Source organism: Rhodovulum imhoffii (genome assembly GCF_003046545.1).
Lineage (GTDB): Bacteria > Pseudomonadota > Alphaproteobacteria > Rhodobacterales > Rhodobacteraceae > Rhodovulum > Rhodovulum imhoffii.
On sequence record NZ_QAAA01000023.1, the window covers coordinates 13,910 to 38,314 of the forward strand.

The window sequence follows — 24,405 nt, forward strand, 5'->3', positions numbered from 1 at the left end:
TGCCGGAATCGCGGACGGGCCTTAGGGACCAAACATGCAGATATATCTTCCCATCGCCGAAGTCTCCGTCAATGCGTTCCTGCTGCTGGGAATTGGCGGACTCGTGGGCATTCTGTCAGGCATGTTCGGCGTGGGCGGAGGCTTCCTGATCACACCGCTGCTGTTTTTCGTGGGCATCCCGCCCGCCGTGGCCGTGGCAACCTCGGCCAACCAGATCGTGGCCTCATCCTTCTCTGCGGTTCTCGCCCATTTCCGGCGCAAGACGGTGGACCTGCGGATGGGGACGGTCCTTCTGGCAGGGGGGCTTGTGGGGGCCGCGGGAGGGGTGGCCCTTTTCAACCTGCTTCGCGACATGGGGCAGGTCGATCTTCTGGTGCGGCTCAGCTACGTCGTCTTCCTGGGCGTTATCGGGGCGCTGATGCTTGTGGAATCCCTGCGTACCCTGCGCCGGACCAGGCGTGGCGCCCCCCCAAGGCGGCGCCAGCGCGGCTGGGTTCATGCCCTGCCTTTCAAGATGCGCTTCCGTACCTCGGGGCTTTACATCTCTGTCATCCCGCCAGCTCTGGTGGGCGCCGCGGTAGGGGTTCTGGCCGCCGTGATGGGCGTGGGAGGCGGCTTCATCATGGTCCCGGCGATGATTTACCTGCTGGGCATGCCCACCAAGGTCGTGGTGGGAACTTCTCTTTTCCAGATCATCTTCGTGACCGCATTCACGACGCTGCTGCACGCGGTCACCAACTACACGGTAGACATGGGGCTGGCGCTTTTGCTGCTGGTCGGCGGCGTTATAGGCGCGCAGGTGGGGACCCAGATCGGTCTGAAACTGAAGGCGGAGCAATTGCGCGTGGCGCTGGCCGTTCTGGTGCTGGCGGTCTGCGGCAAGCTGGCGCTGGATCTGTTGCTCAAACCGGTGGAGCTCTACTCCCTTTCCGGCGGGGTTGCGTGATGATCCGTGTGATGATCCTGTGTCTCCTGGCTGCCTTGCCCGCGCGGGCGGAAACCGTCGTTGCAGGGCTGAGCCAGTCTCGCGTGGCCATCACCACCAGCTTCGCGGGCTCCGAGATCCTGATCTTCGGCGCCGTGAAGCGCGAAACCCCGATCCTGCGGGAAAACCCCCTGCATGTCCTGATTTCCGTGGTCGGGCCGATGGAGCCGGTCACGATCCGCCGCAAGGATCGGCGCGTGGGAATCTGGATCAACACCGAGGCCGTTGCCCTGCCCGCCGCACCCAGCTTTTACGCGGTGGCCAGTTCCGGTCCGCTGTCCGCCGCCCTGACCGAGACCGAAGATCTGCGCCACAAGGTCAGCATCGAACGGGCGATCCGCTCCATCGGGGCCAGCAGCCAGGCGGACAACAGCACGGATTTCATCGAGGCGCTGATCCGTCTGCGGACGGAAGAGGGCTTGTACCAGTCTCTGCCGTCACGAGTATCCTTCCAGGAGCAAACCCTGTTTCGCACCTCGATCAAACTGCCCGCCAACCTGACCGAAGGCGACTACACCGCCCGCATTTTCCTGACCCGGGGGGGAACGGTGATCGACCGGCACGAAATCACCATCGGGGTGCGCAAGGTGGGGCTGGAACGCTGGGCCTGGACCCTCGCCCATGAGCGGCCCTTCATTTACGGACTGCTGTCCCTGTCCATCGCCATACTCGCGGGGTGGGGCGCATCGACGCTGTTTCGCTATATCCGCAGCTAGGACGCATCCAGTTTCAGAGGCGCGGGACCGGCAATATCTCCGATGTCCAGCGGTGCCTGCGGGCGGCACAGCCGGTAACGCGTGACCCAGAGCAAGCGCTGTTCGGCCCGCGTGATGGCGACATAGGCGAGACGTTTCCAAAGTGGTTGCCCGGCCTCCACCCGGCCCATCCGCGCCGCGGCGAAAAGGTCGGGGGCAAAGACTTGCACGGTTTCCCATTGCGACCCCTGCGCCTTGTGGATGGTTACCGCCGCCCCGTGCAGAAAAATCGCCCCCATGTGAGCGGCAAAGGGGATAAAGGGTTCTTCCTCGTCCGGCATCTCGATCTTGACGATGGACGCAGCGGAAACCTGGGGGTCCTCGGCCCCGATGACATGCAGGCGCGAAAACCCCCGCCGCCGTCCCGGCCCCAGGTAAACCACCTGTGCCCCCTTGATAAGCCCGCGCGCCTCAAGGTCCAGCCGTTTCTTGCGGTGCCTGAGCGGCAGCTCTATCCCGTCGCAGATCAGCGGTTCACCAGGCAGGAGCGCGTCCTCCGGGGCCTCATAGGCACGGCGAAAGGCGTGGATCAGCCGGATGCGCGTCGCGTTGCGCCAGACCAGAACCGGCGAACGCGCCATCAGGCCGGCCTCCACCCGACCCACGACCTGCACACGGTCATCGCGGCGGGCCGCCTGTTCGACCAGCCCTTCGAAGGCTTCAAAGCCCAGCTCCGGGTCTGCCAGCGCATGGGCGAGATCAAGGATCGGATTGTCACCGGCCTGCCGGTGGATGCGGTGCAGTGCCTGCGTCTTTTCAGCGGGCAATACATCGAACACCATCTGGCCGGACTGGTTCACCGGGGCAAGCTGCGCGGGATCCCCGAACAGGATCAATGTCGGGAAAATTTCCTGGAGATCCTCCAACTGACGCTGGTCGAGCATCGAGGCCTCGTCCACCAGACCGATATCCAGCGGTTCGTCGCGGCGCTTCCAGCCGGTGATGAAGTCGCTGCCGCGCAACCCTGCGGCGGCCAGTGCGCCGGGGATGGACTTGTGCGTTTCATAGAAGATACGCGCGCGCTCCAGCGCGGCCTCGCTCAGCCCTTCCACCTGCGGGCAAACCCCGCCTTCGGACAGCCAGTCGGCAATTTTCTGGTACTCGGGGTCATAGACGGGGCTGTAGATGATTCGGTGGATCGTGGTGGCAGGCACACCGCGCTGACGCAGCACGCTGGCAGCCTTGTTGGTGGGGGCGAGAACGGCCAGCGTGCGGCGGTCCTTGCGACGGCGGCCCTCATAATCGGCGGAAATCGCCTCCACCCCGGCCTCCTGCATAGCCTCCACCAGACGGGCCAGCAGCATCGTCTTGCCCGACCCGGCCTTGCCGGTAATCGCAAATACGCACGCCCGCCCGGCGCGCGGCGGCGACAGGCGGGCATTGTCCAAATCGACCCCCATACCGCGCAGAAGTTCCGCCACGCGGTCATGGGCCTCGGCCTGATCTTTGGAATAGCTCACCGGCGGGGTCATGGGCGGACACTATCCCTCTCCCCCGCCGGGCGCCAGTGCTCAGGCAGACGACCCGGCCTCCAGAACGTCCCCGAAGGTGCGCAGACCGGTTTGCGGAGCCTGCACCAGAACCGCCATGTTCCCCGGTTTGTGTTCATTGCGGTACATCTTCATGTGCGCGGCGGGAATCTCCGCCCACGGGAACACCTCGGACATGCAGGGGTCCAGCCGGCGCTGCACCATGAGGCGGTTGGCGGCGGCCGCCTGCTTGAGATGGGCAAAATGGCTGCCCTGGATGCGTTTCTGATGCATCCAGACATAGCGGGCATCCATCGTCAGGTTGAAACCCGAAGTCCCGGCACAGATTACTACCATGCCGCCGCGTTTCACCACGAAGGTGGAAACTGGGAAAGTTGCCTCGCCGGGATGTTCGAAGACCATGTCCACGTTCACGCCCTTGCCGGTGATATCCCAGATGGCCTTGCCGAACTTGCGCGCCTCTCCGAACCATTCCTTGTATTCCGGGGTGTTCACCTTGGGCAGTTGCCCCCAACACTTGAAATCCTTGCGATTGATAACCCCTTTTGCGCCCAGGCCCATTACAAAGTCGCGCTTGTCTTCGTCGGAGATGACGCCGATGGCGTTCGCGCCCGCGGTGTTGATCAACTGGATCGCATAGGAACCGAGCCCCCCCGACGCGCCCCAGACCAGCACGTTCTGGCCCGGCTTGAGATCGTGGGGCTTGTGCCCGAACAGCATCCGGTACGCGGTGGCAAGGGTCAGGGTATAGCAGGCGCTTTCTTCCCAGGTCAGGTGTTTGGGCCGGGGCAGAAGCTGCTGCGCCTGAACGCAGGTGAACTGGGCAAACGACCCGTCGGGGGTTTCGTAGCCCCAGATGCGCTGGCTGGGGGAGAACATCGGGTCGCCGCCGTTGCACTCTTCGTCATCGCCGTCATCCTGATTGCAGTGGATCACGACCTCGTCGCCCACTTTCCAGTTCTTCACCTTGTCGCCCACGGCCCAGACAATGCCGGAGGCATCCGAGCCCGCGATATGGTAATCCGCGCCATGGCCGTCAAAGGGCGAAATCGGGACGCCCAGGCCTGCCCAGATGCCATTGTAGTTGACGCCGGCGGCCATCACCAGCACCAGGACCTCATGGCTGTCGGGGCGCGGAACATCCACGACCTCGACCTCGAAGGACTTGTCGGGTTCGCCGTGGCGTTCCCGGCGGATCGCCCAGGCATACATCTGCCTGGGGGTATACCCCATGGGGGGCATCTCGCCGATCTCGTAGAGATCTTTCTCTGGGGCGTCGTAGGGAACGACGGAAGGATTGTCATCGAGCGCCATGGGGGCCTCCTTGGTGTCGCAACAGGTTTTGCCGCGATGCAGAATCGCAGGCTGCCTGAGGGTGAGATAGAAGCGATATTGAAACTTTGCAACGGAAATTGGGAGGAATTTTGAAATTTTATGACTCCCGCGACGTCACGTGTTGCCGCAACGCAGCGAATTGACATCGGTACATTGTTTTCCTTATCACCGTTTCAGCGAAACATTCTTGCCACCCTGAACCCCGAGGCCAGCCATGACCGAAACCCCCAAAGACCGCCCCTGGCTGTTCCGCACCTATGCGGGCCACTCGACCGCGACAGCCTCGAATGCATTGTACCGCAAGAACCTGGCCAAGGGGCAGACGGGGCTTTCGGTGGCCTTCGACCTGCCGACCCAGACCGGCTATGACAGCGACCATGAACTGGCCAGGGGCGAGGTGGGCAAGGTTGGCGTGCCCGTCGACCACCTGGGCGACATGCGGTTGCTGTTCGACGGCATCCCGCTGGAGCAGATGAATACCTCCATGACCATCAACGCTCCGGCACCCTGGTTGCTTGCGCTGTATATCGCCGTGGCAGAGGAACAGGGGGCGGATGTGTCCCGGCTCCAGGGGACGGTCCAGAACGATCTGATCAAGGAATATCTTTCCCGCGGGACGTATATCTGCCCGCCCGAGCCTTCGCTGCGAATGATCACCGATGTCGCGGCCTACACGCGCGTGCACCTGCCCAGGTGGAACCCGATGAACGTATGTTCCTATCACCTGCAGGAGGCCGGCGCGACGCCCGAGCAGGAACTCTCCTACGCGCTGGCCACCGCCACGGCAGTGCTGGACGACCTGCGCGCCAAGGTCGCGCCTGAAGACTTCCCCAGCATGGTGGGCCGTATCTCCTTCTTCGTGAACGCGGGCATCCGCTTTGTGACCGAAATGTGCAAGATGCGCGCCTTCGTGGAACTGTGGGATGAAATCTGTACGGAACGCTACGGTGTCGAGGACCCGAAGTTTCGCCGTTTCCGCTATGGCGTACAGGTCAACAGCCTTGGCCTGACCGAGCAGCAGCCCGAAAACAACGTTTATCGCATCCTGATCGAGATGCTCGCGGTCACCCTGTCGAAGACGGCGCGGGCCCGCGCCGTCCAGCTTCCGGCGTGGAACGAGGCGCTTGGCCTGCCCCGTCCATGGGACCAGCAGTGGTCCCTGCGGATGCAGCAGATTCTGGCCTACGAAACCGATCTGCTGGAATATGGAGATCTGTTCGACGGCAACCCGGTGGTCACCGCCAAGGTCGAGGAACTCAAGGCCAACGCCCGCGCCGAACTGGCCCAGATCGACGCCATGGGCGGTGCCGTCGCCGCGATCGATCACATGAAATCGCGTCTCGTCGAAAGCCACTCGGACCGGATCGGCGGAATCGAAACGGGCGGCACGACCGTCGTTGGCGTGAACCGCTGGACCGAGGCCGAACCCTCCCCCCTGACCGCGGGAGAGGAGGCGATCATGCTCGCCGACCCGAAGGCCGAGGCCGACCAGATCGCCCGCCTGAACGCCTGGCGCACGGAGCGCGACGCCCCACGGGTGGAAAAAGCCCTCGCCGCGCTGCGCAAGGCGGCCGAAACCGGCGCAAACATCATGCCCCCTTCGATAGAGGCCGCGCGCGCCGGGGCCACCACCGGCGAATGGGCCGATGTCATGCGCGGCGTCTTCGGTCAGTACCGTGGCCCGACAGGCGTATCGCCGAATCCTTCCAACCGCACCGAGGGGCTGGACGACATCCGCGCCGAGGTCGGCGCACTCGGCAAACGGCTCGGCCGCAAACCGAAGCTGCTGGTCGGGAAGCCGGGGCTGGACGGCCACTCCAACGGCGCAGAGCAAATCGCCGCACGCGCAAGAGATTGCGGCTTTGAAATTTCCTACGAGGGCATCCGCCTCACGCCCGGCGAAATCGTCGCCGCCGCGAAACGCGACGAGGTGCATGTCGTCGGTCTTTCGATTCTTTCCGGCAGCCACATCCCGCTCTTGGAAACCCTGATGCAGAAAATGAAAGAGGCCGACCTGCTGCATATTCCCGTGGTTGTTGGCGGCATCATTCCCGAGGAAGATGCGCAGCGCCTGCGCGCCATGGGTGTTGCAAAAATTTATACCCCTAAAGATTTTGAACTAAATCGAATCATGTTCGATATCGTCGGATTGATTTCGTCTCCCCCTATTGCCGCACAATAAAAGGCGAAAATTCAATTTGGACGCAGAAATATTTACTTTGTGCCGGAACGCAGATTCAAAAAATTGATCGAACCGACATTGACCAGGGTTGGCATTATAGGGTTTAGATGAATCCTGAAGCCGCAATAGCGTAAAAGGAGCGTGCAGTGGATATCAATCTTGACGCAATGAACCGTCAGGAACTCGTCACCTTGAAAACACGGGTCGAAAAGGCGCTGGCCAGCCTTGAGGCCCGGCGGCGGGAAGAAGCACGCAAGGCCGCTGAAGAGGCTGCGCGCGAATACGGATTCTCCTTGCCCGAGCTTCTGGACAAGTCGAAAGGCGGCAAGGGGAACGCCCTGCCGAAGTATCGCAACCCAAAAGACCTGAATCAGACATGGACGGGACGCGGGCGCCAGCCCGCATGGTTCAAGGATGCTATCAGGGCCGGCACGGAAATTTCCGATATGGAAATCTGACCCGATGACCATCCATATCGCCGCCGCCCCCGGGGATATAGCAGAGACGGTTCTGCTTCCCGGCGACCCCATGCGGGCCAAGTGGGCGGCGGAGGTTTTTCTCGAGTCTCCCCGCTGCATCAATCGTGTTCGGGGGATGTTGGGATACACCGGGACGTGGAAGGGGCAGCCCGTCACCTTCCACGGAACCGGGATGGGAATGCCCTCCCTCTCCATTTACGTTAACGAGTTGTTGCGCGATTTCGGGGCCAAAACCCTCATAAGGATTGGGTCCGCCGGGGCGATGCAGCCGCAGGTCAGGCTGCGTGACCTCGTTCTCGCCATGACGGCAACAACGCTTTCAACCCCTTCCCGTGGTATCTTCCGCGAAGTGAACTTTGCCCCTTGCGCAGATTTTACCCTGCTGAAAGCGGCGGATGCGGCAGCACGCACACTCGGGGCGCCATGTCATGCCGGGAACATCTATTCCTCAGACGTTTTTTATGACGAACGCCCGGACCTTGAAGAACAGATGCGACGCCATGGTATACTGGCCGTCGAGATGGAAACCGCGGAGCTTTACACACTCGCGGCCCGGCACGGGGCGCGGGCCTTGTCGGTCCTGACTGTGTCGGACCACCTTGTAACCGGAGAAACCCTCTCCTCAGAGGAACGCGAAGCCAGCTTCACCCAAATGGTGAAGGTCGCCCTGACCGCAGCCCTGGGCTGATACAAGCGGCAAGCCGTTTTCACATATCAAGCATGAAGGCGCGTTTCCGCCACGCCCTTCGGGCAAGTGGGTTTCCGCAACGCCAACCACGTCTCCAGAACACGCATAAGATGTTTATTCCGAAGTGCGCGGCAAAACCCATTCGCAAACCGCCACCGCAAAGCCGGGATCATCGGGACCGGTTACTTCGCAAAAACGGACCGTGCCGATTTTCTGCCGGACGGATGTGCGCCTCAAGCAGACCAAGGGAAAGATACGCAGCTGGATATTGAAAACTCCTGCGTCGTGACAAGTCCTGTCAAGACTCGGGCGTCGGTCTCCGGATTTACCCCACAGAAATACCCCCGTTTATCCTCGTGGGGCGGGGGAGAATACCGCCATGTTACGGCGTTCTGATTTCTCCGGCCGCCAGCTGTCCAGCCGTCCGGCCCCCGGATATGTTGACCCCGTGCCACCAGTCCGGGGCGATGGCCCGCGAAAGCACCGCCAGTTTCAGTTGCGCCACGCCCGTGTTTGCTGCGGCGGAAATCGGGGTCAGCCTGACATGGCCGCAAAAATCAGGTTGCGGCCCACGGCCAGGGCCGCGCCGCCCGGCGTCAGATCCGAAAATTCGCAGATGGCGGTTTGATCCGCGACAAAGCAAGGCCCGAACGGTCCTGCCGGTATTGAAGATCCTGATAGTCCGGCCATGATGCGAAATATTATTCCATGCAAAAGCTCATCGCGCCTCCTGTCGTTGACGCGGTCCACAAAACGCCCCGTGCTGGCTTCCCGGAGGCGGTGTGCTGCCCCTGGGGGCATGTGCTCGGCTGCACCAGCCAAGACCGCGTTGCCGGTTAACTCGAAGCTGCGCCGCTGACAATAAAACCGACGGCCAAGCCGCTCATCGGGTCGCCCAGGCCATCGGACCGCCCCCCACCGCCCGTCAGACCCAGTCTGAAGTTTTACAACCGGCAAGGGTGTCGCTTCCCCTGCCGTGTCAGCCGCCGTTGTCGGGCGCATACGCTTTCCCCGGATGTTGGTTTTGGGAAACGCCGACGATGTCCTGACAGGCGCAAGAGATACAAGGCTGCGGCCACATTCCGCCTGATTCTGCCTTGCACGGGTAGCCCGTTGCGTTTAAACGGTCATCCGCATAGCCCCAATAGCTCAGCTGGTAGAGCAACTGTTTCGTAAATAGTAGGTCGGCGGTTCGAGTCCGTCTTGGGGCACCATGAGATTCCCGATCTGTAGATAATTCGTCGGTTCTGAACAGTAAGCCTGCCGGAAACCTGCAAAGAACAAACCGTCAGTCCCAAAAGTCACTGTCCGCCATCAGATTTTCCGGACATAGTGGGCGGTTTTGCAACGGAGGTTCTGGTTCGGTTTCTGTTCGAGTTTAGGCGCTGAGCCTCCCCCAGTGAAGTGATCCGCCGTAATGTTTAGGAAAACGAATCCCAAGCCGTATGTGCAGCATGTCCGACAGGCCGAATGGCTTCACACCTTCGGGCAACCCTGATGGATGTAGGTGGCGCTTATGGCTGCCCTCCATCGCCCCGCTCTCGGCGCGAACCGGATTGCAGTAGCCGCCCTGTCGATCTTTGTTTCTTTCGGCTGACAACATGACCTGTGCGGCCGCAATTTGTGGTGGATCTCAGGCCTGCCGCGCTTTGTGTCGGATTTGTGCCAATCGGAAACTTGCGTTCCGGCATTGTTTTGCACTGGGCTGCATTTTTCTGCATCTCTGGCCCATGTCTCTCTTGCTGTTTTTCCTGGGTGAGCGTATCTCCGGCAGCGGGACACCCCTCCCCAACGAGGGGCGCTTATCTGGAAGGATACCATAGATGGTTACCGAAACCCCGGCGACGCGGCCGGCTGATCCGCGTTTTTCTTCGGGCCCCTGCGCCAAGGCTCCGATTTTCTCTCTCGACAAACTTGCCGATGCTGCGCTGGGCCGCTCCCATCGTGCTGCCCTGGGCAAGGCGAAGCTGAAAGCCGCGATCGAAACCACACGCGAGATTCTTGGCGTTCCGGCTGACTACAAGATCGGCATCGTGCCCGCATCAGATACCGGGGCGGTCGAAATGGCCCTGTGGTCGATGCTGGGCGCGCGCGGTGTCGAGATGCTGGCCTGGGAAAGCTTTGGCGCGGGCTGGGTGAGCGATGTCGTAAAACAGCTCAAACTGGAGGCCCGCGTGCATGAGGCCCCTTACGGCGAAATCGTCGATTTCGCTGGCGTGGATTTCAGCAATGACGTTGTCTTCACGTGGAACGGCACCACCAGTGGCGTGCGCGTCCCCAATGGCGATGTGATTCCCGCCGATCGTGAGGGCCTGACGATCTGTGACGCCACCAGTGCCGCCTTCGCCCAGGATCTGCCATGGGACAAGCTGGATGTGACCACCTTCAGCTGGCAAAAGGTGATGGGGGGCGAAGCCGCCCACGGGATGCTGATTCTCAGCCCCCGCGCGGTGGAACGTCTGGAAAGCTACACCCCCGCCTGGCCGTTGCCCAAGATTTTCCGCATGACCAAGGGCGGAAAGCTGAACGCGGGCATCTTCGAAGGTGCAACGATCAACACGCCCTCGATGCTGGCGGTTGAGGATTACCTCGTCGCGCTGGACTGGGCCAAATCCATCGGCGGGTTGTCCGCACTGATGGCCAGGGCCGACGCAAACGCCGCTGTCGTGGCCGGCTTCGTCGACTCCCGCGAGTGGATCGAGAACCTCGCCACGGACCCGGCGACACGTTCCAATACCAGCGTATGCCTGAAATTCACCGATGCCCGCATCAAGGATGGGGCCGCCTTTGCCAAGGCCGTGGCCAAACGGCTGGAAGCCGAGGGGGTAGCCTATGATATCGGCGCCTATCGCGATGCCCCGGCGGGTCTGCGCATCTGGTGCGGCGCAACGGTCGAGGCCGCGAACCTGGAAGCCCTGATGCCCTGGATCGAATGGGCCTTTGAGACCGAGATCGCCGCGCAGGGCTGATCCCAGTGGGCGCGTTCGCGCGCCCCTTTTCCAAAATTTTCACCGAGGAGAGCCGACCATGGCCCCCAAAGTTCTCGTTTCCGACAAGCTTTCCGAAACCGCCGTGCAGATTTTCCGTGATCGCGGCATCGAGGTGGACTTCCAGCCCGACCTCGGCAAGGACAAGGAAAAGCTGCTGGAGGTGATCGGCAAGTATGACGGCCTTGCCATCCGCTCCGCCACAAAGGTGACCGACAAGGTCCTGGAGGCCGCGACCAATCTCAAGGTCGTGGGGCGGGCCGGGATCGGCGTGGACAATGTCGACCTGAACGCCGCGTCCAAGAAGGGTGTGATCGTGATGAACACGCCGTTCGGCAACTCCATCACCACCGCAGAACACGCGATTTCGATGATGATGGCCGTTGCCCGCCAGATCCCCGAGGCCAACGCATCCACCCATGCCGGAAAGTGGGAAAAATCCCGGTTCATGGGTGTCGAGGTCACGGGCAAGACACTGGGCCTGATCGGCTGCGGCAATATCGGCTCCATCGTGGCGGACCGGGCACTGGGGTTGCGCATGAAAGTGCTGGCCTATGATCCGTTCCTGTCCCAGGATCGCGCCGACAAGCTGGGCGTTCATAAGGTCGATCTGGACGATCTGCTGACCAAAGCCGACTTCATCACCCTGCATGTCCCGATGACAGAGAAAACGGCCAATATCCTTAGCCGTGAGAACCTCGCGAAGACCAGGAAAGGCGTGCGAATCGTCAATTGTGCCCGCGGCGGTCTTATCGATGAGGACGCCCTGGCCGAGATGCTGCAATCGGGCCATGTCGCGGGGGCGGCACTGGATGTGTTCGCCGTGGAACCGGCGAAGGAGAACGTGCTTTTCAACTTGCCCAACGTGGTCTGTACCCCGCATCTCGGGGCTTCCACCAGCGAAGCACAGGAGAACGTCGCCCTGCAAGTGGCCGAACAGATGTCGGACTACCTGCTGACCGGCGCGGTGACGAATGCCATCAACATGCCCTCCATCACCGCCGAAGAGGCCAAGGTCATGGGCCCCTGGATTGCCCTGGCCGAGCATCTTGGAGCCTTCATCGGGCAGATGACCGATGAACCGATCAAGGCCATGAACATCCTTTACGACGGCATCGTCACCACGATGAAGACCGAGGCGCTGAACGCCGCCGCCATTGCCGGGCTGCTGAAAACCGCGAACCCGGCCGTGAATATGGTGTCTGCCCCCGTGGTGGCCAAGGAGCGCGGGATCGCCGTTTCCACCACCACGCAGGAGAAATCCGGGACCTTCGAAGGCTACGTGAAGGTCACCGTTGTGACCGACACGCGCGAACGTTCCATCGCCGGAACGGTATTCTCGGACGGGAAACCGCGCTTCATCCAGATCAAGGGCATCAATATTGACGCCGAGATCGGGGAATACATGCTCTACACCACCAACGAGGATGTTCCCGGCATCATCGGTACATTGGGCGGCGTGATGGCCGATCATCAGGTCAACATCGCCAACTTCACCCTTGGCCGCACCGGCGCAGGCAAGAGTGCGATCGCGCTGATGTATCTGGATGCGCCTCTGTCGGAGGCGGTTCTGCAAGCTCTGCGTGCCACCGGCAAATTCCAGCAGGTGCGTCCGCTGGAATTCAACGTGGCCTGACCCCGAACCGATGCGATGGGGCCTGCTCTTGCAGGCCCCGCTTTCAGATCGCGGCCAGCGCGTCGGTGCTTTCGGGCAGAACCTGGCCGCCATCCACAACGATCTGCTGTCCCGTGATGAACCCGGCCTCATCCGAGGCGAGGAACAGCGCGGCGTTTGCGATATCCTCGACCGTGCCAAGCCGGCCCAGGGGGATGGCGGCGGCCATGCCGTCCAGGTATTTCTGACCCAGACCGGCCAACCCCTCGGTATAGATATTGCCAGGCAGGATCGCGTTCACGGTGGTGTTGTCGCGGGCCAGTTCCATCGCGGCCGATTTCAGGAAACCAAGCTGCCCGGCCTTCGACGCGCCGTAATGGGCCCACCCCGGAAAGCCTGTTATCGGCCCGGTGATCGAAGATGTCAGGATAACCCGGCCCTTGCCTGCCTTTTGAAAGGCCGGGACGCATGCTTTCACGCTCAGGAACGTGCTTTTCAGGTTGGCTGCCATGACGTCATCCCAGTCTTCGGGGGTCATCTCGGTCAGTTTGACCTGGGGAAAGATGCCCGCATTGGCACAAAGAATGTCCACCCGGCCAAAGGCGTTCTCTGTCGCGGCGACCAGACCCTGGACGCTGCCCCAATCTCTGACATCGCAGCAATGGAACGCGGCAGTGCCCCCAGCGGCGGCGATCTCCTGGACCGTGTTTTCGGCTGCGGTGGCGCCGCGCGCGGCGATCATCACCCTGGCCCCCTGCGCGGCAAAGACACCGGCGATACCCTTGCCGATCCCCTTGGAGCCTCCGGTCACGATAACGCTGCGCCCCCTGATCGATTTCAACATTATGCAAACCTTCTGCTTCCCCGGAGCCCGGTCCTTGCAACCGATAAAGGCATCCTCATGCGCGGGCCAAGGGGGCGTGCGTCCGCGCCGCAGTTACGGGCGCGGGATTTCGGGCGCCAGTTCCCGCACCACCTGTGCATAGACCTCACGTTTGAAGGGCACGATGCCAGGCACCAACTCTTCCGGATCTAGCCACGTCCATTCGGAAAACTCCGGGTGCACGGTTCGAATGTCAATCTGGTCGTCGCGACCGAGAAACCGCATCAGGAACCATTTCTGTTTCTGCCCGCGGTATCGCCCCTTCCATATCCGGGGCACCAGCGTATGAGGCAGGTCATAATACACCCAGCCGCGGGTCTCGGCAGCGATGCCGACCAGATCGGGGGAAATTCCGGTTTCTTCGCCCAGTTCCCGCAGCGCGGCCTCTTTCGGGGTCTCACCCTTGTCGATTCCCCCCTGCGGCATCTGCCATGCCGGGGGTTCCGTGTCGATGCGCTGCCCGACGAACACCTTGCCCTCGGCGTTGGTCAGCATCACGCCCACGCAAGGCCTGTAGGGCAAGGCCTCGATCTCTGCGGGGGTCATTTCGCACCGTTGATCGCGTTGAGACCGGTCAGGATGTCGATGGCGTAGGCCAGCTGGTAATCCTCCTGCCGCAGGCGGGCGGCATCCTCGGCCTTCCTGGCTTCTTCCTCAAGCTGGCGGCGCTCATCCTCGGTCATGCTGTCATTGTCCAGCGCACCGCGCAGATCGGCCTCATGCGGGGATTCCCGTGCAGGGGCATCGTCATCCTGTGGGGCGGGAAGGCGTGGGGGCTGTTCGACGACGATATCTGGGGCAACCCCCAGCGACTGAATCGAACGGCCCGACGGCGTGTAATAGCGGGCGGTGGTCAGGCGCATGGCCCCATCGGCCTGAAGCGGGATCACCGTCTGGACAGACCCCTTTCCGAAGCTGCGCTCCCCCACGACGATGGCCCGGCGATGGTCTTGCAGCGCGCCCGCGACAATCTCAGACGCCGATGCGGAGCCACCGTTGATCAACACGACCATCGGCTTTCCCCCGACAAGATCCCCCTTGGTGGCGTTGTAACGATCGCTGTCGGCGGGGTTGCGCCCGCGGGTGGAAACGATCTCCCCCGCGTCGAGGAAGGCATCCGAAACCTTGATTGCCTGCGTCAACAACCCGCCGGGGTTGTTGCGCAGGTCGAGCACGACACCGTCGACGGCCTCCGGCCCCCCCATCTCGCCGATGGACTTCTCCAGTTCGGCCTTCAGGTTGGGGTAGGTCTGTTCGTTGAACGTGGTTACCCGCACCACCACCGCATCCCCGATCACGCGGGAGCGCACGGCGGTCAGCTTGATCGTGTCGCGCACGATGGTGACGTCGAAGGGTTCGTCCGCACCTTCGCGCGCCACGGTGATGACGATTTCGCTGCCGACCGGGCCGCGCATCATCTCGACCGCCTCGTCCAGCGTCAGGCCCAGCACGCTTTCCCCGTTGACATGGGTGATGAAATCTCCCGCCTCGATCCCGGCCTCATCGGCAGGCGTCCCGTCGATAGGAGAGACGACCTTGACAAAGCCCTCCTCCTGCGTGACTTCGATCCCCAGACCGCCGAATTCTCCGCTGGTCTGAACCTGCATGGTCTCGAAATCGTCCGGCGGCAGGTAGCTGGAATGGGGATCGAGCGAGGTCAGCATCCCGTTGATCGCGGCCCGGATCAGATCGGCATCGTCCACTTCCTCGACATAAGCTGCGCGGACGCGTTCGAAGATGTCGCCGAACAGGTCAAGCTGTTCGTAAACCGTCGCCTTGCGCTCCGCCTCCTGTGCCAGAAGCGGTCCTGCCACCTGCGTGGCCAGAAGCGTCCCGGCCACCGTGCCGCCCAACGCGGCCATCACGAATTTCCTCATGGCGTCATTTCCCTTGCCGTGCAGCCCGGAGCGGGCGGTGGCGCTGTCTTGAACCTCAAGCCTATATAAACCGTTTCCGGGGTCGTGGCGCCACCACCTATTTTCGGCAGCGCATCACGATCGGGTGCTGTTCAGACAATCAGGCTTTGGCCCGTCATCTCTGTGGGCTGGGGTAACCCCATCAGCGCCAGTACCGTTGGCGCCAGGTCCGAAAGCCGCCCGTCGCGCAGGGCCGCCCCCTCCGGGCCGCCAACCATGATGACAGGCACCGGGTTCAGGGTATGCGCCGTGTGCGGACCGTCGGTGATCGGGTCGTACATGGTTTCACAATTGCCGTGATCCGCCGTCACGATCATCGCGCCACCCGCCCGTTCCAGCGCCCCGAGCGCCCGGCCAAGGCCCGCATCCACAGCCTCACAGGCCTTGATGGCCGCTTGCAGATCACCAGTATGGCCCACCATGTCGGGGTTGGCGAAATTTACCACGATCAGGTCATACCTTTCCCCGATGGCCCGGACGAGAGTCTCCGCCACTTCGGGCGCGGCCATTTCCGGTTGCAGGTCATAGGTGGCGACCTTGGGGCTGGGGGGCATGAAACGATCCTCTCCCTCTTCGGGGGGTTCCTTGCCGCCGTTCAGGAAAAAGGTGACATGAGGGTACTTCTCCGTCTCGGCCAGGCGAAACTGGCGCAGGCCCTGGCGGGCCACCCAGGCGCCAAGGGTATTCACGATGTCGCGCTTTGGAAACACCGCGGTCATGTAGGCGTTGTGACCGGTCGAATATTCCACCATGCCCAAAAGCGCGGCCAGGTCGGACCGCGGGCCTGTGTCGAAGGCGTCGAAACCCGGCTCCCCGATGGCGCGCAATATCTCGCGGGCGCGATCGGCGCGGAAGTTGAGGCAGAAAAACCCATCGCCGTCCCGCAGCTTTTGCCCGTTGCCGACCACGGTCGGCTGGATGAATTCATCGGTTTCACCGCGTGCGTAAGCGGCACGGACGGCCTCTTCCGCAGTGGGGGCGGGGGTCCCTTCCGCCCCGGACATTGCGGCATAGGCACGGGCCACACGTTCCCACCGATTGTCCCGGTCCATGGCAAAGTAGCGGCCGATGACGGTGACGATACGCGCGCCACCGGGCAAGGCAGCGTCAAGCGCGGGAATGAAACGGCTGGCGGATTTGGGGGGAACGTCGCGCCCGTCCGTGATGGCGTGGATGGCAACCGTCACCCCCGCCGCAACGATATGCCTTGCCGCTGCGAGAATGTGGGCGCTGTGGCCATGCACCCCGCCGTCGGATACCAGCCCCATCAGATGCGCGGTGCCGCCGGTGGCTTTCAGCCGGGCGATGAACGCCCCCAGCGCGGCGTTTTCGAAAAAGCTGCCATCCTCGATGGCAAGGTCGATCTGGCCCAGATCCATCGCCACGACCCGCCCCGCGCCGATATTCGTGTGCCCGACCTCGGAATTGCCCATCTGTCCGCTGGGCAGGCCCGCGTCGGGGCCGTGGGTCGTCAGCTTTGCGTGGGGGCAGGTGGCCATCAACCGGTCGAAACTGGGGGTGTCGGCCATCAGGGGCGCGTTGTGTTCAGGGGTGGGGCCGATGCCCCAGCCATCGAGAATGCAAAGAACAACGGGTTTGGGGTGGTTCATGGCGGACCTCTTGAAATTCGCGCCTGTTCTAGGCGCGTGCGGGCCGATGCACAACCGCGGTTTCTCAGGCCCGGTGGTACGGACTGCCTGCAAGGATCGAGGCCGCCCGGTAAAGCTGTTCGCACAGCATGACCCGCGCCAGCATGTGCGGCCAGACCATCCTGCCAAAGGACAGGCTGGCATCGGCGCGGCCGCGCAGGGCGGGGTCGATCCCATCCGCACCGCCGATCACGAAGGCCACGTCTGCCCGGCCCCCGTCCCGCCAGTAGGAGAGAAGCTGCGCGAAATCAGGGGAGGTCATTGCCTTGCCGCGTTCGTCCAGCGTGCAGGTCAGCGCCCCCTTCGGGATCGCGGCGGCCAACAGCCGGGCCTCGGCAGCCCGACCGCCTCCCTTGCGGTCTTCCACGGCGTGTTCGGTCAGCGGTCCCAGCCCAAGCGCCCGCCCGGTGCGGTCGAAACGGGTGATGTAATCGTCGGCCAGGACACGCTCGGGGCCGGATTTCAGCCGGCCCACGGCGCACAGATGCAGGCGCATTCAGTTGCGGGCGCCGGTCGCCGTCGGCGCCATCCACATCTTTTCAAGCTGGTAGAACTCGCGCACCTCGGGACGGAAGACATGGACAATCACATCCCCCGCGTCGATCAGGACCCAGTCCCCCTGGTCCTTGCCTTCCAACTTGGACAGGCGGCCGAGATTCTGCTTCAGCCGATCCTGCAACTTGTCGGAAATAGCCGCGACTTGACGCGAAGAGCGCCCCGAGCAGATGACCATGTAATCGGCCATGCTCGACTTGCCGCGCAGGTCGATCGGGATGATATCTTCGGCCTTGTCGTCATTGAGGGATGCGAGGATGTGCTCAAGCAATTCTTCGCTGGAAACATCCATTGGGAGCCCGGTCATGGGTGCGTTCGCTGCGGCCGTGGGCCGGGCCGCCTCTGCATGGTGAGACAGGACATCGTCCTCCTACATTGCGCGCCGACAGAGCCCCGGCGCTGGGCCTGTCTTTCAACGTAGCATCGCTGCGGACAAATCTCAATGCGGCGGGTCGGTCCGCCACGGTGCAGGCGGTCATCCGATGCCCATGTACGGCAGGAACTTCTTTCCCCGCCTCCGGGCAATGATGCGGCGCGATCCTCTCGGGTACGGCGCGCCCTTGAACGCCGCCCGGCAAAGGAGTATTCGGAGAGCATGAAACGTGTTTTCGACATGGACGACCGCGCGCGCCTGCCCTGGCGGTTCTTCGGTGCGTCGCTTTCGGTGCTGGCCCGCCCATAAGGCGGCCCTTCCTTTCGTTTCGCCATCCCCACATATCCAGCCGCGGAGAATTCCATGACCGGCAAGACACTCTATGACAAGATCTGGGACGCCCATCTGGTGGACGCGGGCGAGGACGGCACCTGCCTGCTGTATATTGACCGCCACCTTGTGCACGAGGTCACAAGCCCGCAAGCCTTCGAGGGGCTGCGCATGGCAAACCGCGCCGTACGCGCACCGGAAAAAACCATCGCCGTGCCCGACCACAACGTGCCTACAACCCCCGACCGTGAAGCCGGCATCGCCAACGAGGAATCGCGTATTCAAGTCGAGGCGCTGGACACCAACGCCCGCGAATTCGGCATCAACTACTATCCGGTGAACGACATCCGTCAGGGCATCGTGCATATCGTCGGACCCGAACAGGGCTGGACCTTGCCGGGCATGACGGTGGTCTGTGGCGACAGCCACACCGCCACCCACGGGGCTTTCGGCGCGCTGGCCCATGGTATCGGTACCTCGGAGGTCGAACACGTTCTGGCCACGCAGACCCTGATCCAGAAAAAGTCGAAGAACATGAAGGTGGAGATCACCGGCAAGCTGCGCCCGGGCGTTACCGCCAAGGACATCACGCTGGCCGTCATCGGCAAGACCGGCACCGCCGGCGGCACCGGCCATGTCATCGAGTATTGCGGCGAGGCGATTCGCGCGCTCAGCATGGAGGGGCGCATGACCGTGTGCAACATGGCCATCGAAGGCGGCGCGCGGGCCGGCCTTATCGCCCCGGACGAGACCACCTTCGACTATGTCAAAGGCCGCCCCCACGCCCCCAAGGGCGCCCAGTGGGAAGCCGCGCTGGACTGGTGGAAAACGCTTTACTCCGATGACGATGCCCGGTGGGACAAGGTCGTGACCCTCCGGGGCGAGGATATTGCCCCCGTTGTCACCTGGGGCACCTCGCCCGAGGACGTTCTGCCCATCACCGATGTGGTCCCCGACCCGGAAAGCTTTTCCGGCGGCAAGGTGGAGGCCGCGCGCCGCGCACTCGATTACATGGGGCTGAGGCCGGGGATGAAGCTGTCGGATATCGGCATCGACGCGGTGTTCATCGGATCCTGCACCAACGGGCGGATCGAGGATCTGCGCGCCGTCGCCGAGATCGTGCGGGGCAAGAAGGTCGCCAAGGGCGTGCGCGCCATGATCGTGCCCGGATCGGGCCTTGTGCGTGCACAGGCCGAGGAAGAAGGCCTGGCCGATATCTTCACCGGCGCCGGGTTCGAATGGCGTCTGGCCGGCTGCTCCATGTGTCTTGCCATGAACCCCGACCAGTTACAGCCTGAAGAGCGTTGCGCCTCCACCTCGAACCGCAATTTCGAGGGCCGGCAAGGCCGCGGCGGGCGGACTCACCTGATGAGCCCCGCCATGGCCGCCGCCGCTGCCGTGACCGGCAAACTGACCGATGTCCGGGATCTGATGTAAGGAGCAAAGGCCATGGAAAAGTTCGAAAAACTCACCGGCATTGCCGCGCCCCTGCCGCTGATCAACGTCGATACCGACATGATCATCCCCAAGCAGTTCCTGAAAACGATCCAGCGTTCGGGGTTGGGCAAGAACCTCTTCGACGAGATGCGCCATGACGCCGGGGGCAAGGAAATCCCCGGTTTCGTGCTGAACAAACCCGCCTACCGGAATGCGCGGATCCTCGTGGCGGGGGATAATTTCGGCTGTGGGTCCTCACGCGAACACGCGCCCTGGGCCATCAGGGATTTCGGCATCCGCTGTATCATCGCGCCCAGTTTCGCGGATATTTTCTTCAACAACTGTTTCAAGAACGGCATCCTGCCCATCGCCTTGCCGCAAGGGGATGTGGACAAGCTGATGGACGACGCCGAGCGTGGGGCCAACGCGGTGCTGACGGTGGATCTCGAAAACCAGACGATCACCGGCCCCGACGGCGGCGAGATTCGCTTTGACGTGGACCCGTTTCGCAAACACTGCCTGCTGAACGGGCTGGACGATATCGGGCTGACGCTGGAAAAGGCCGCGGCCATCGACAGTTTCGAGGCGCAGGCCGCCCAGTCCCGCCCCTGGGTCTGAGATTCGGGCCGCCCTTCGGGGGGCGGCCTTTTTCGGGATGCGAGTGCTGGCGATCCTCCTGATCTTCTGTGCGGGCGTGGCCGTGGCCCAGCCCCTGCGCGTGGGCGTCTATCACACCGGCCTGTCCCGGAACGGGCCGGGTGTGATGCTGCGCGACATTCAGAAAGGGGACCCACAGGTACAGGCGGTTGTGGAGGTCATAAATGCCGCAGCCCCGGATATCCTGCTGTTGCTGGATTTCGATTATGACGCCGCCAATGCCGCGCTGACGGCACTGGCGGGCCGCTTGCGCAAGGTGGGGGCGGACTTCCCGCATCTTTTCGCCCTGCGCCCCAATACCGGCCTGCGCACCGGGCTGGACATGGATGGCGACGGACGCTCCGGCGGTCCCGGGGATGCGCAAGGCTGGGGGACCTTCGCGGGGCAAGGGGGGATGGCGCTGCTCTCACGGTGGCCCATTGCGGGGGAAAACGTGCGGGATTTTTCGGATCTTCTCTGGCGGGATCTGCCCGGCGCGATCCTGCCCGCAACAGATGAGGCCCCTTTCCCCTCCGCCGAAGCACAGGCGGCGCAACGGCTTTCGTCCACCGCCCATTGGGACATCCCGGTGATGGTGAAAGGCAGACCCTTTCATATTCTGGCGTTCCACGCCACGCCCCCGGTCTTTGATGGCCCCGAGGATCGCAACGGCCTGCGTAACCGCGATGAGTTGCGTTTCTGGCAGATCTACCTTGAGAGCCCGGACGCCCCCGCCCGGTTTGTCCTGCTTGGGGGCGCCAATCTCGACCCGCATGACGGCGACGGCCACAGCATGGCGATGCGCGCCTTTCTGGACAGCGGGCTGGTGCAGGAGCCGGCCCCCCGCGACTCTGAAGGCAACCTGCATACCGCCTTCTGGCCCCGCACCGCCAGCCTGAGGGTGGATTACGCACTGCCTGCCCCCGGCCTGACCGTGCATGGCACCGGTGTGTTCTCCGGCTTCGGCCCGCTGGCAGAAACCGTTGCGCACGCCTCTTCCCACAGGCTCGTCTGGGTTGACCTGGCCCTGCCCTGAATTTCTCTTCACGAAAAGGACAACAGACATGACCACCCCTTCCCTTCTGATCCTGCCCGGCGACGGTATTGGCCCCGAGGTCATGGCCGAGGTGCGCCGCATCATCGACTGGTTCGGCGCCCGGCGCGGGCTGACCTTCGATATCACCGAAGACCTTGTGGGCGGCGCGGCCTATGATGCGCATGGCGTACCGCTTGCGGATGCGACGATGGCCAGGGCTCAACAGGCCGATGCCGTACTGCTGGGCGCGGTGGGCGGCCCGCAATACGACACGCTCGACTTCAGTCTCAAGCCGGAGCGTGGCTTGCTGCGCTTGCGCAAGGAAATGGACCTGTTCGCCAACCTGCGCCCGGCTCAGTGTTTCGATGCGCTGGCGGATTTTTCCAGCCTCAAGCGCGATGTCGTGGCCGGTCTCGACATCATGATCGTGCGGGAACTGACCTCGGGGGTCTATTTCGGTCAGCCACGCGGCATCGTCGAAGAGGGTGGCCAGCGCGTTGGGATCAACACCCAGCGTTACACCGAGGCCGAGATCGACCGTGTCGCCCGTGCGGCGTTCGAACTGGCCCGCAAGCGCAACGGCAAGGTCTGCTCGATGGAGAAGGCGAACGTGATGGAATCGGGCATCCTGTGGCGCGATGTCGTTCAGGCGGTACATGACGCCGATTACCCGGATATAGACCTGAGCCACATGTATGCCGATGCCGGCGGCATGCAGCTTTGCCGCTGGCCCAAGCAGTTCGACGTGATCCTGACCGATAACCTTTTCGGCGACCTGCTCTCTGACGTTGCGGCAATGCTGACCGGCAGCCTGGGCATGTTGCCCTCCGCGAGTCTTGGCGCGCCGATGGAGAACGGGCGCCCAAAAGCGATGTACGAACCGGTGCACGGCTCGGCCCCCGATATTGCGGGCCAGGGCAAGGCCAACCCATGTGCCTGTGTCCTAAGTTTTGCAATGGCGCTGCGCTACTCCTTCGACCAGGGGGCGGAAGCGTCGCGCCTGGAAAAAGCCGTGGAAAAGGTATTGGCCGAAGGCGTGCGTACGGTCGATCTGATGCAGTCCGAAGGTGAAAGCCCGACCTCGACACAGGGAATGGGCGACGCCATCCTTGCCGCGCTGGACGCGAGCCTTTGAAAACCGCGCAAGGGGGCGATTGTCCTCTTGCAAATCCTCTTTGGGCGCTGTAATCCGCCTCCACTCGGTCGGAGTGTAGCTCAGCCTGGTAGAGCACTGTCTTCGGGAGGCAGGGGCCGGAGGTTCGAATCCTCTCACTCCGACCAATATTTTCAATATCGATAGTCAGGACATTTGTCCTTTCGCGTCACGATGTGACCTTTGAGCGCCGTTTTGCCCTGGCTCGGGTTTGCCCGCCGCTAGAGGGCAAACACCTTATCTGCACCCGCCGCGCCGGTGCGCCGCTTCATGAAAACGTGGAATATGCCTGGAACCCAAAGGTTGTCGACGAGGCTAATAGCTGACAAAGCGAGCCTACGCTTTGCTGCATTGTCGCGGAAATTTCGGCCCTTTGCTGCCGTTCATCGCTATTTCCCAATGCTGCGGTGCGGCCCATAGAAGCTGATGGGGTGGATGGCTCCTGCTCCAACCGGCGTCGCGATGCGCCATAGTGCAGGTCTCAAAATCTGCTTATGAGAGGAGCCGCCCCATGCAAGTTACCACAATCGGCGTTGATCTGGCGAAGAACGTCTTCCAAGTCCACGGTATTACAGAAAGCGAAGAAGTGGTGTTCAACCGCCCGCTGCGACGAGCGCAATTTCTATCGTTCTTTGAAAAACTGGATCCCTGCCTGGTCGGCATGGAATCGTGCAGCAGCGCCCATCACTGGGCACGCAAACTCACTGCCTTGGGTCACGAGGTTCGACTGATCCCGCCGATGTATGTGAAGCCGTATGTCAAGCGTGGGAAGTCCGACGCAATCGATGCCGAGGCCATCTGCGAAGCCTTGACCCGTCCGACCATGCGTTTCGTCGCGATTAAAACGGTTGAGCAACAATCGCTGCTGTCGCTGCATCGGGCGCGCGACCTTTTGGTTCGTCAAAGAACGCAGTTGATCAACGGCTTGCGAGGACTGGTTGCCGAGTTCGGCATTTTCATTCCGAGAGGCTTGGCCCGTGTGATCAGCTTTGCCGAAGACATCACCCTTGGTGAAGTGCTCGACCTGCCGGAGATCGCCAACGAGGTGATCCTCAATCTGTCGGAACAACTTATGTCGCTGCATAAACGGATCCGCTGGTATGAGGAACGCCTGAAGCTGGTCGCCAAAGAAGATGCGCGTGTTCGTTTATTGCGCACGATACCCGGTGTCGGCGCGGTAACAGCTTCCGCGATTATTGCCAGCATTGGCGACGGGCATCAGTTCCAAAATGGCAGGGAGTTTGCTGCCTGGCTGGGTTTGACCCCCGCAAACAAATCCAGCGGCGGCAAGGAGAAACTGGGACGGATCACAAAGATGGGCGACCAGTATTTGCGATCTCTGCTTGTCGTCGGCATGACATCACTGGTCCGACAAACACGATCCCACCCCGAGCGGGCCAGCAAATGGTTGACGTCATTGCTCGAACGCAAACCCGCCCGTGTCGCGACCGTCGCCATGGCAAACAAGACGGCCAGGATCGTCTGGGCTGTTTTGACCCGCAATGAGCCATACAACCCACGCGCTGCAGTCTGAGAGGAAAGGAACGACGAGTTAGCAAGACCCGCGAGATGATGGTGCATAAGTCAGCCGCCAAAACCAGGACACCCCGCCGAATGGCCCGGGCGCAATTGCCCGCTAAGCTGTAAGGGACCTGGTTTGCGGAACCCATCAGGGCCAGCGGTCGAAACCGCGCAAACAGGCCGGACACATGACTGCTTCTGACAAACGCACAAATCAGACCGAAAAGGACTTGCTATGCAGGAGCCATCCACACATGCCATTCGTTGCACGTACTAATCGGCGGGGCCTGAAGGGGCGGTCAACAGTAAGCGCTGTCACCGCGGCACGCCTGTTCAGCTTGACGGGTTGAAGTTCCATGGCAGGAGCTCGTCGATCCTGCTGGCGGGGTGACCGGCGGTG

20 protein-coding genes and 2 tRNA genes are annotated in these 24,405 nt (G+C 62.5%); 14 read left to right on the forward strand and 8 right to left on the reverse strand.

All coding sequences use genetic code 11. From position 1 onward, the window contains the following. Nucleotides 1–34 precede the first annotated feature (34 nt). Together C8N32_RS13240 and C8N32_RS13245 are read left to right on the forward strand one after the other, a co-directional pair. Complete coding sequence (locus tag C8N32_RS13240; protein WP_107893461.1) at nucleotides 35–946, forward strand: sulfite exporter TauE/SafE family protein; 912 nt, start codon at nucleotides 35–37, stop codon at nucleotides 944–946. Continuing rightward, nucleotides 946–1,701 (forward strand): TIGR02186 family protein, encoded by a 756-nt coding sequence (locus C8N32_RS13245; RefSeq protein ID WP_107893462.1) that lies wholly within the window; start codon nucleotides 946–948, stop codon nucleotides 1,699–1,701. The genes C8N32_RS13240 and C8N32_RS13245 overlap by 1 nt, the downstream gene beginning before the upstream one ends. Here the strand turns inward: C8N32_RS13245 and C8N32_RS13250 are convergent. Together C8N32_RS13250 and ccrA are read right to left on the reverse strand one after the other, a co-directional pair. Then, nucleotides 1,698–3,212, reverse strand: a complete 1,515-nt coding sequence (locus C8N32_RS13250; protein ID WP_107893463.1) for an ATP-dependent DNA helicase — start codon at nucleotides 3,210–3,212, stop codon at nucleotides 1,698–1,700. The two genes, C8N32_RS13245 and C8N32_RS13250, sit on opposite strands and share 4 nt — an antisense overlap. A 39-nt stretch (nucleotides 3,213–3,251) precedes the next feature. Beyond that, nucleotides 3,252–4,544 carry a crotonyl-CoA carboxylase/reductase gene (gene ccrA / locus C8N32_RS13255; protein WP_107893464.1) on the reverse strand — a complete coding sequence of 431 codons (1,293 nt, stop codon included), beginning with the start codon at nucleotides 4,542–4,544 and terminating at the stop codon, nucleotides 3,252–3,254. A 235-nt stretch (nucleotides 4,545–4,779) separates the two neighbouring features. Between ccrA and C8N32_RS13260 the strand changes: the two genes are divergently transcribed. From C8N32_RS13260 to serA, 6 genes are all read left to right on the forward strand, one after another. Next, nucleotides 4,780–6,747 (forward strand): protein meaA, encoded by a 1,968-nt coding sequence (locus tag C8N32_RS13260; protein WP_107893465.1) that lies wholly within the window; start codon nucleotides 4,780–4,782, stop codon nucleotides 6,745–6,747. 146 nt (nucleotides 6,748–6,893) lie between these two features. Then, complete coding sequence (locus C8N32_RS13265; RefSeq protein WP_107893466.1) at nucleotides 6,894–7,205, forward strand: H-NS histone family protein; 312 nt, start codon at nucleotides 6,894–6,896, stop codon at nucleotides 7,203–7,205. A gap of 4 nt (nucleotides 7,206–7,209) precedes the next feature. Further along, nucleotides 7,210–7,914 (forward strand): purine-nucleoside phosphorylase, encoded by a 705-nt coding sequence (gene deoD / locus C8N32_RS13270; RefSeq protein ID WP_107893467.1) that lies wholly within the window; start codon nucleotides 7,210–7,212, stop codon nucleotides 7,912–7,914. 1,138 nt (nucleotides 7,915–9,052) lie between these two features. Then, a tRNA-Thr gene (locus C8N32_RS13275) sits at nucleotides 9,053–9,128 on the forward strand. A 609-nt stretch (nucleotides 9,129–9,737) separates the two neighbouring features. Beyond that, entirely contained in the window at nucleotides 9,738–10,883 is a 1,146-nt protein-coding gene (locus C8N32_RS13280; RefSeq protein WP_107893468.1) for a phosphoserine transaminase, read from the forward strand. 58 nt (nucleotides 10,884–10,941) lie between these two features. Further along, nucleotides 10,942–12,537: a phosphoglycerate dehydrogenase gene (gene serA / locus C8N32_RS13285; RefSeq protein ID WP_107893469.1), complete on the forward strand. Its 1,596-nt coding sequence runs from the start codon at nucleotides 10,942–10,944 to the stop codon at nucleotides 12,535–12,537. A 43-nt stretch (nucleotides 12,538–12,580) separates the two neighbouring features. Here serA and fabG read toward each other — a convergent pair whose 3' ends face one another. The 6 genes from fabG to rsfS all read right to left on the reverse strand — a co-directional run bounded on the left by fabG (nucleotide 12,581) and on the right by rsfS (nucleotide 17,826). Next, complete coding sequence (gene fabG, locus C8N32_RS13290; protein ID WP_107893470.1) at nucleotides 12,581–13,360, reverse strand: 3-oxoacyl-ACP reductase FabG; 780 nt, start codon at nucleotides 13,358–13,360, stop codon at nucleotides 12,581–12,583. 93 nt (nucleotides 13,361–13,453) lie between these two features. Beyond that, nucleotides 13,454–13,945 (reverse strand): RNA pyrophosphohydrolase, encoded by a 492-nt coding sequence (locus C8N32_RS13295; protein WP_107893471.1) that lies wholly within the window; start codon nucleotides 13,943–13,945, stop codon nucleotides 13,454–13,456. After that, nucleotides 13,942–15,276, reverse strand: a complete 1,335-nt coding sequence (locus tag C8N32_RS13300) for a S41 family peptidase (protein WP_107893472.1) — start codon at nucleotides 15,274–15,276, stop codon at nucleotides 13,942–13,944. Before C8N32_RS13300 ends, C8N32_RS13295 begins: the two co-directional genes overlap by 4 nt. Nucleotides 15,277–15,407: 131 nt before the next feature. Beyond that, nucleotides 15,408–16,925, reverse strand: a complete 1,518-nt coding sequence (gene gpmI, locus C8N32_RS13305) for a 2,3-bisphosphoglycerate-independent phosphoglycerate mutase (protein ID WP_107893473.1) — start codon at nucleotides 16,923–16,925, stop codon at nucleotides 15,408–15,410. A 64-nt stretch (nucleotides 16,926–16,989) separates the two neighbouring features. Continuing rightward, a complete protein-coding gene (gene rlmH / locus C8N32_RS13310) occupies nucleotides 16,990–17,460 on the reverse strand; it encodes a 23S rRNA (pseudouridine(1915)-N(3))-methyltransferase RlmH (RefSeq protein ID WP_107893474.1) in 471 nt (156 codons plus the stop codon). Continuing rightward, on the reverse strand, nucleotides 17,461–17,826 hold the full coding sequence (rsfS, locus tag C8N32_RS13315) for a ribosome silencing factor (RefSeq protein ID WP_170106809.1): 366 nt from the start codon (nucleotides 17,824–17,826) through the stop codon (nucleotides 17,461–17,463). It abuts the gene before it with no gap. Between the two features lie 429 nt (nucleotides 17,827–18,255). On the opposite strand from rsfS, the gene leuC reads away from it, so the two are divergent. The 6 genes from leuC (at nucleotide 18,256) to C8N32_RS13350 (ending at nucleotide 24,018) form a co-directional block, all read left to right on the forward strand. Next, the gene (gene leuC, locus C8N32_RS13325; protein WP_107893476.1) at nucleotides 18,256–19,659 is read left to right on the forward strand and encodes a 3-isopropylmalate dehydratase large subunit; all 1,404 of its coding nucleotides are present in this window, start codon (nucleotides 18,256–18,258) and stop codon (nucleotides 19,657–19,659) included. A 12-nt stretch (nucleotides 19,660–19,671) separates the two neighbouring features. Continuing rightward, entirely contained in the window at nucleotides 19,672–20,277 is a 606-nt protein-coding gene (leuD, locus tag C8N32_RS13330; RefSeq protein WP_107893477.1) for a 3-isopropylmalate dehydratase small subunit, read from the forward strand. Between the two features lie 37 nt (nucleotides 20,278–20,314). Beyond that, on the forward strand, nucleotides 20,315–21,331 hold the full coding sequence (locus C8N32_RS13335; protein WP_107893478.1) for an endonuclease/exonuclease/phosphatase family protein: 1,017 nt from the start codon (nucleotides 20,315–20,317) through the stop codon (nucleotides 21,329–21,331). 28 nt (nucleotides 21,332–21,359) lie between these two features. Then, a complete protein-coding gene (leuB, locus tag C8N32_RS13340) occupies nucleotides 21,360–22,466 on the forward strand; it encodes a 3-isopropylmalate dehydrogenase (protein ID WP_107893479.1) in 1,107 nt (368 codons plus the stop codon). A gap of 69 nt (nucleotides 22,467–22,535) precedes the next feature. After that, nucleotides 22,536–22,612 (forward strand) — tRNA-Pro (locus C8N32_RS13345). A gap of 383 nt (nucleotides 22,613–22,995) precedes the next feature. Then, nucleotides 22,996–24,018 carry an IS110 family RNA-guided transposase gene (locus C8N32_RS13350; RefSeq protein WP_107893480.1) on the forward strand — a complete coding sequence of 341 codons (1,023 nt, stop codon included), beginning with the start codon at nucleotides 22,996–22,998 and terminating at the stop codon, nucleotides 24,016–24,018. Nucleotides 24,019–24,405: the final 387 nt, after the last annotated feature.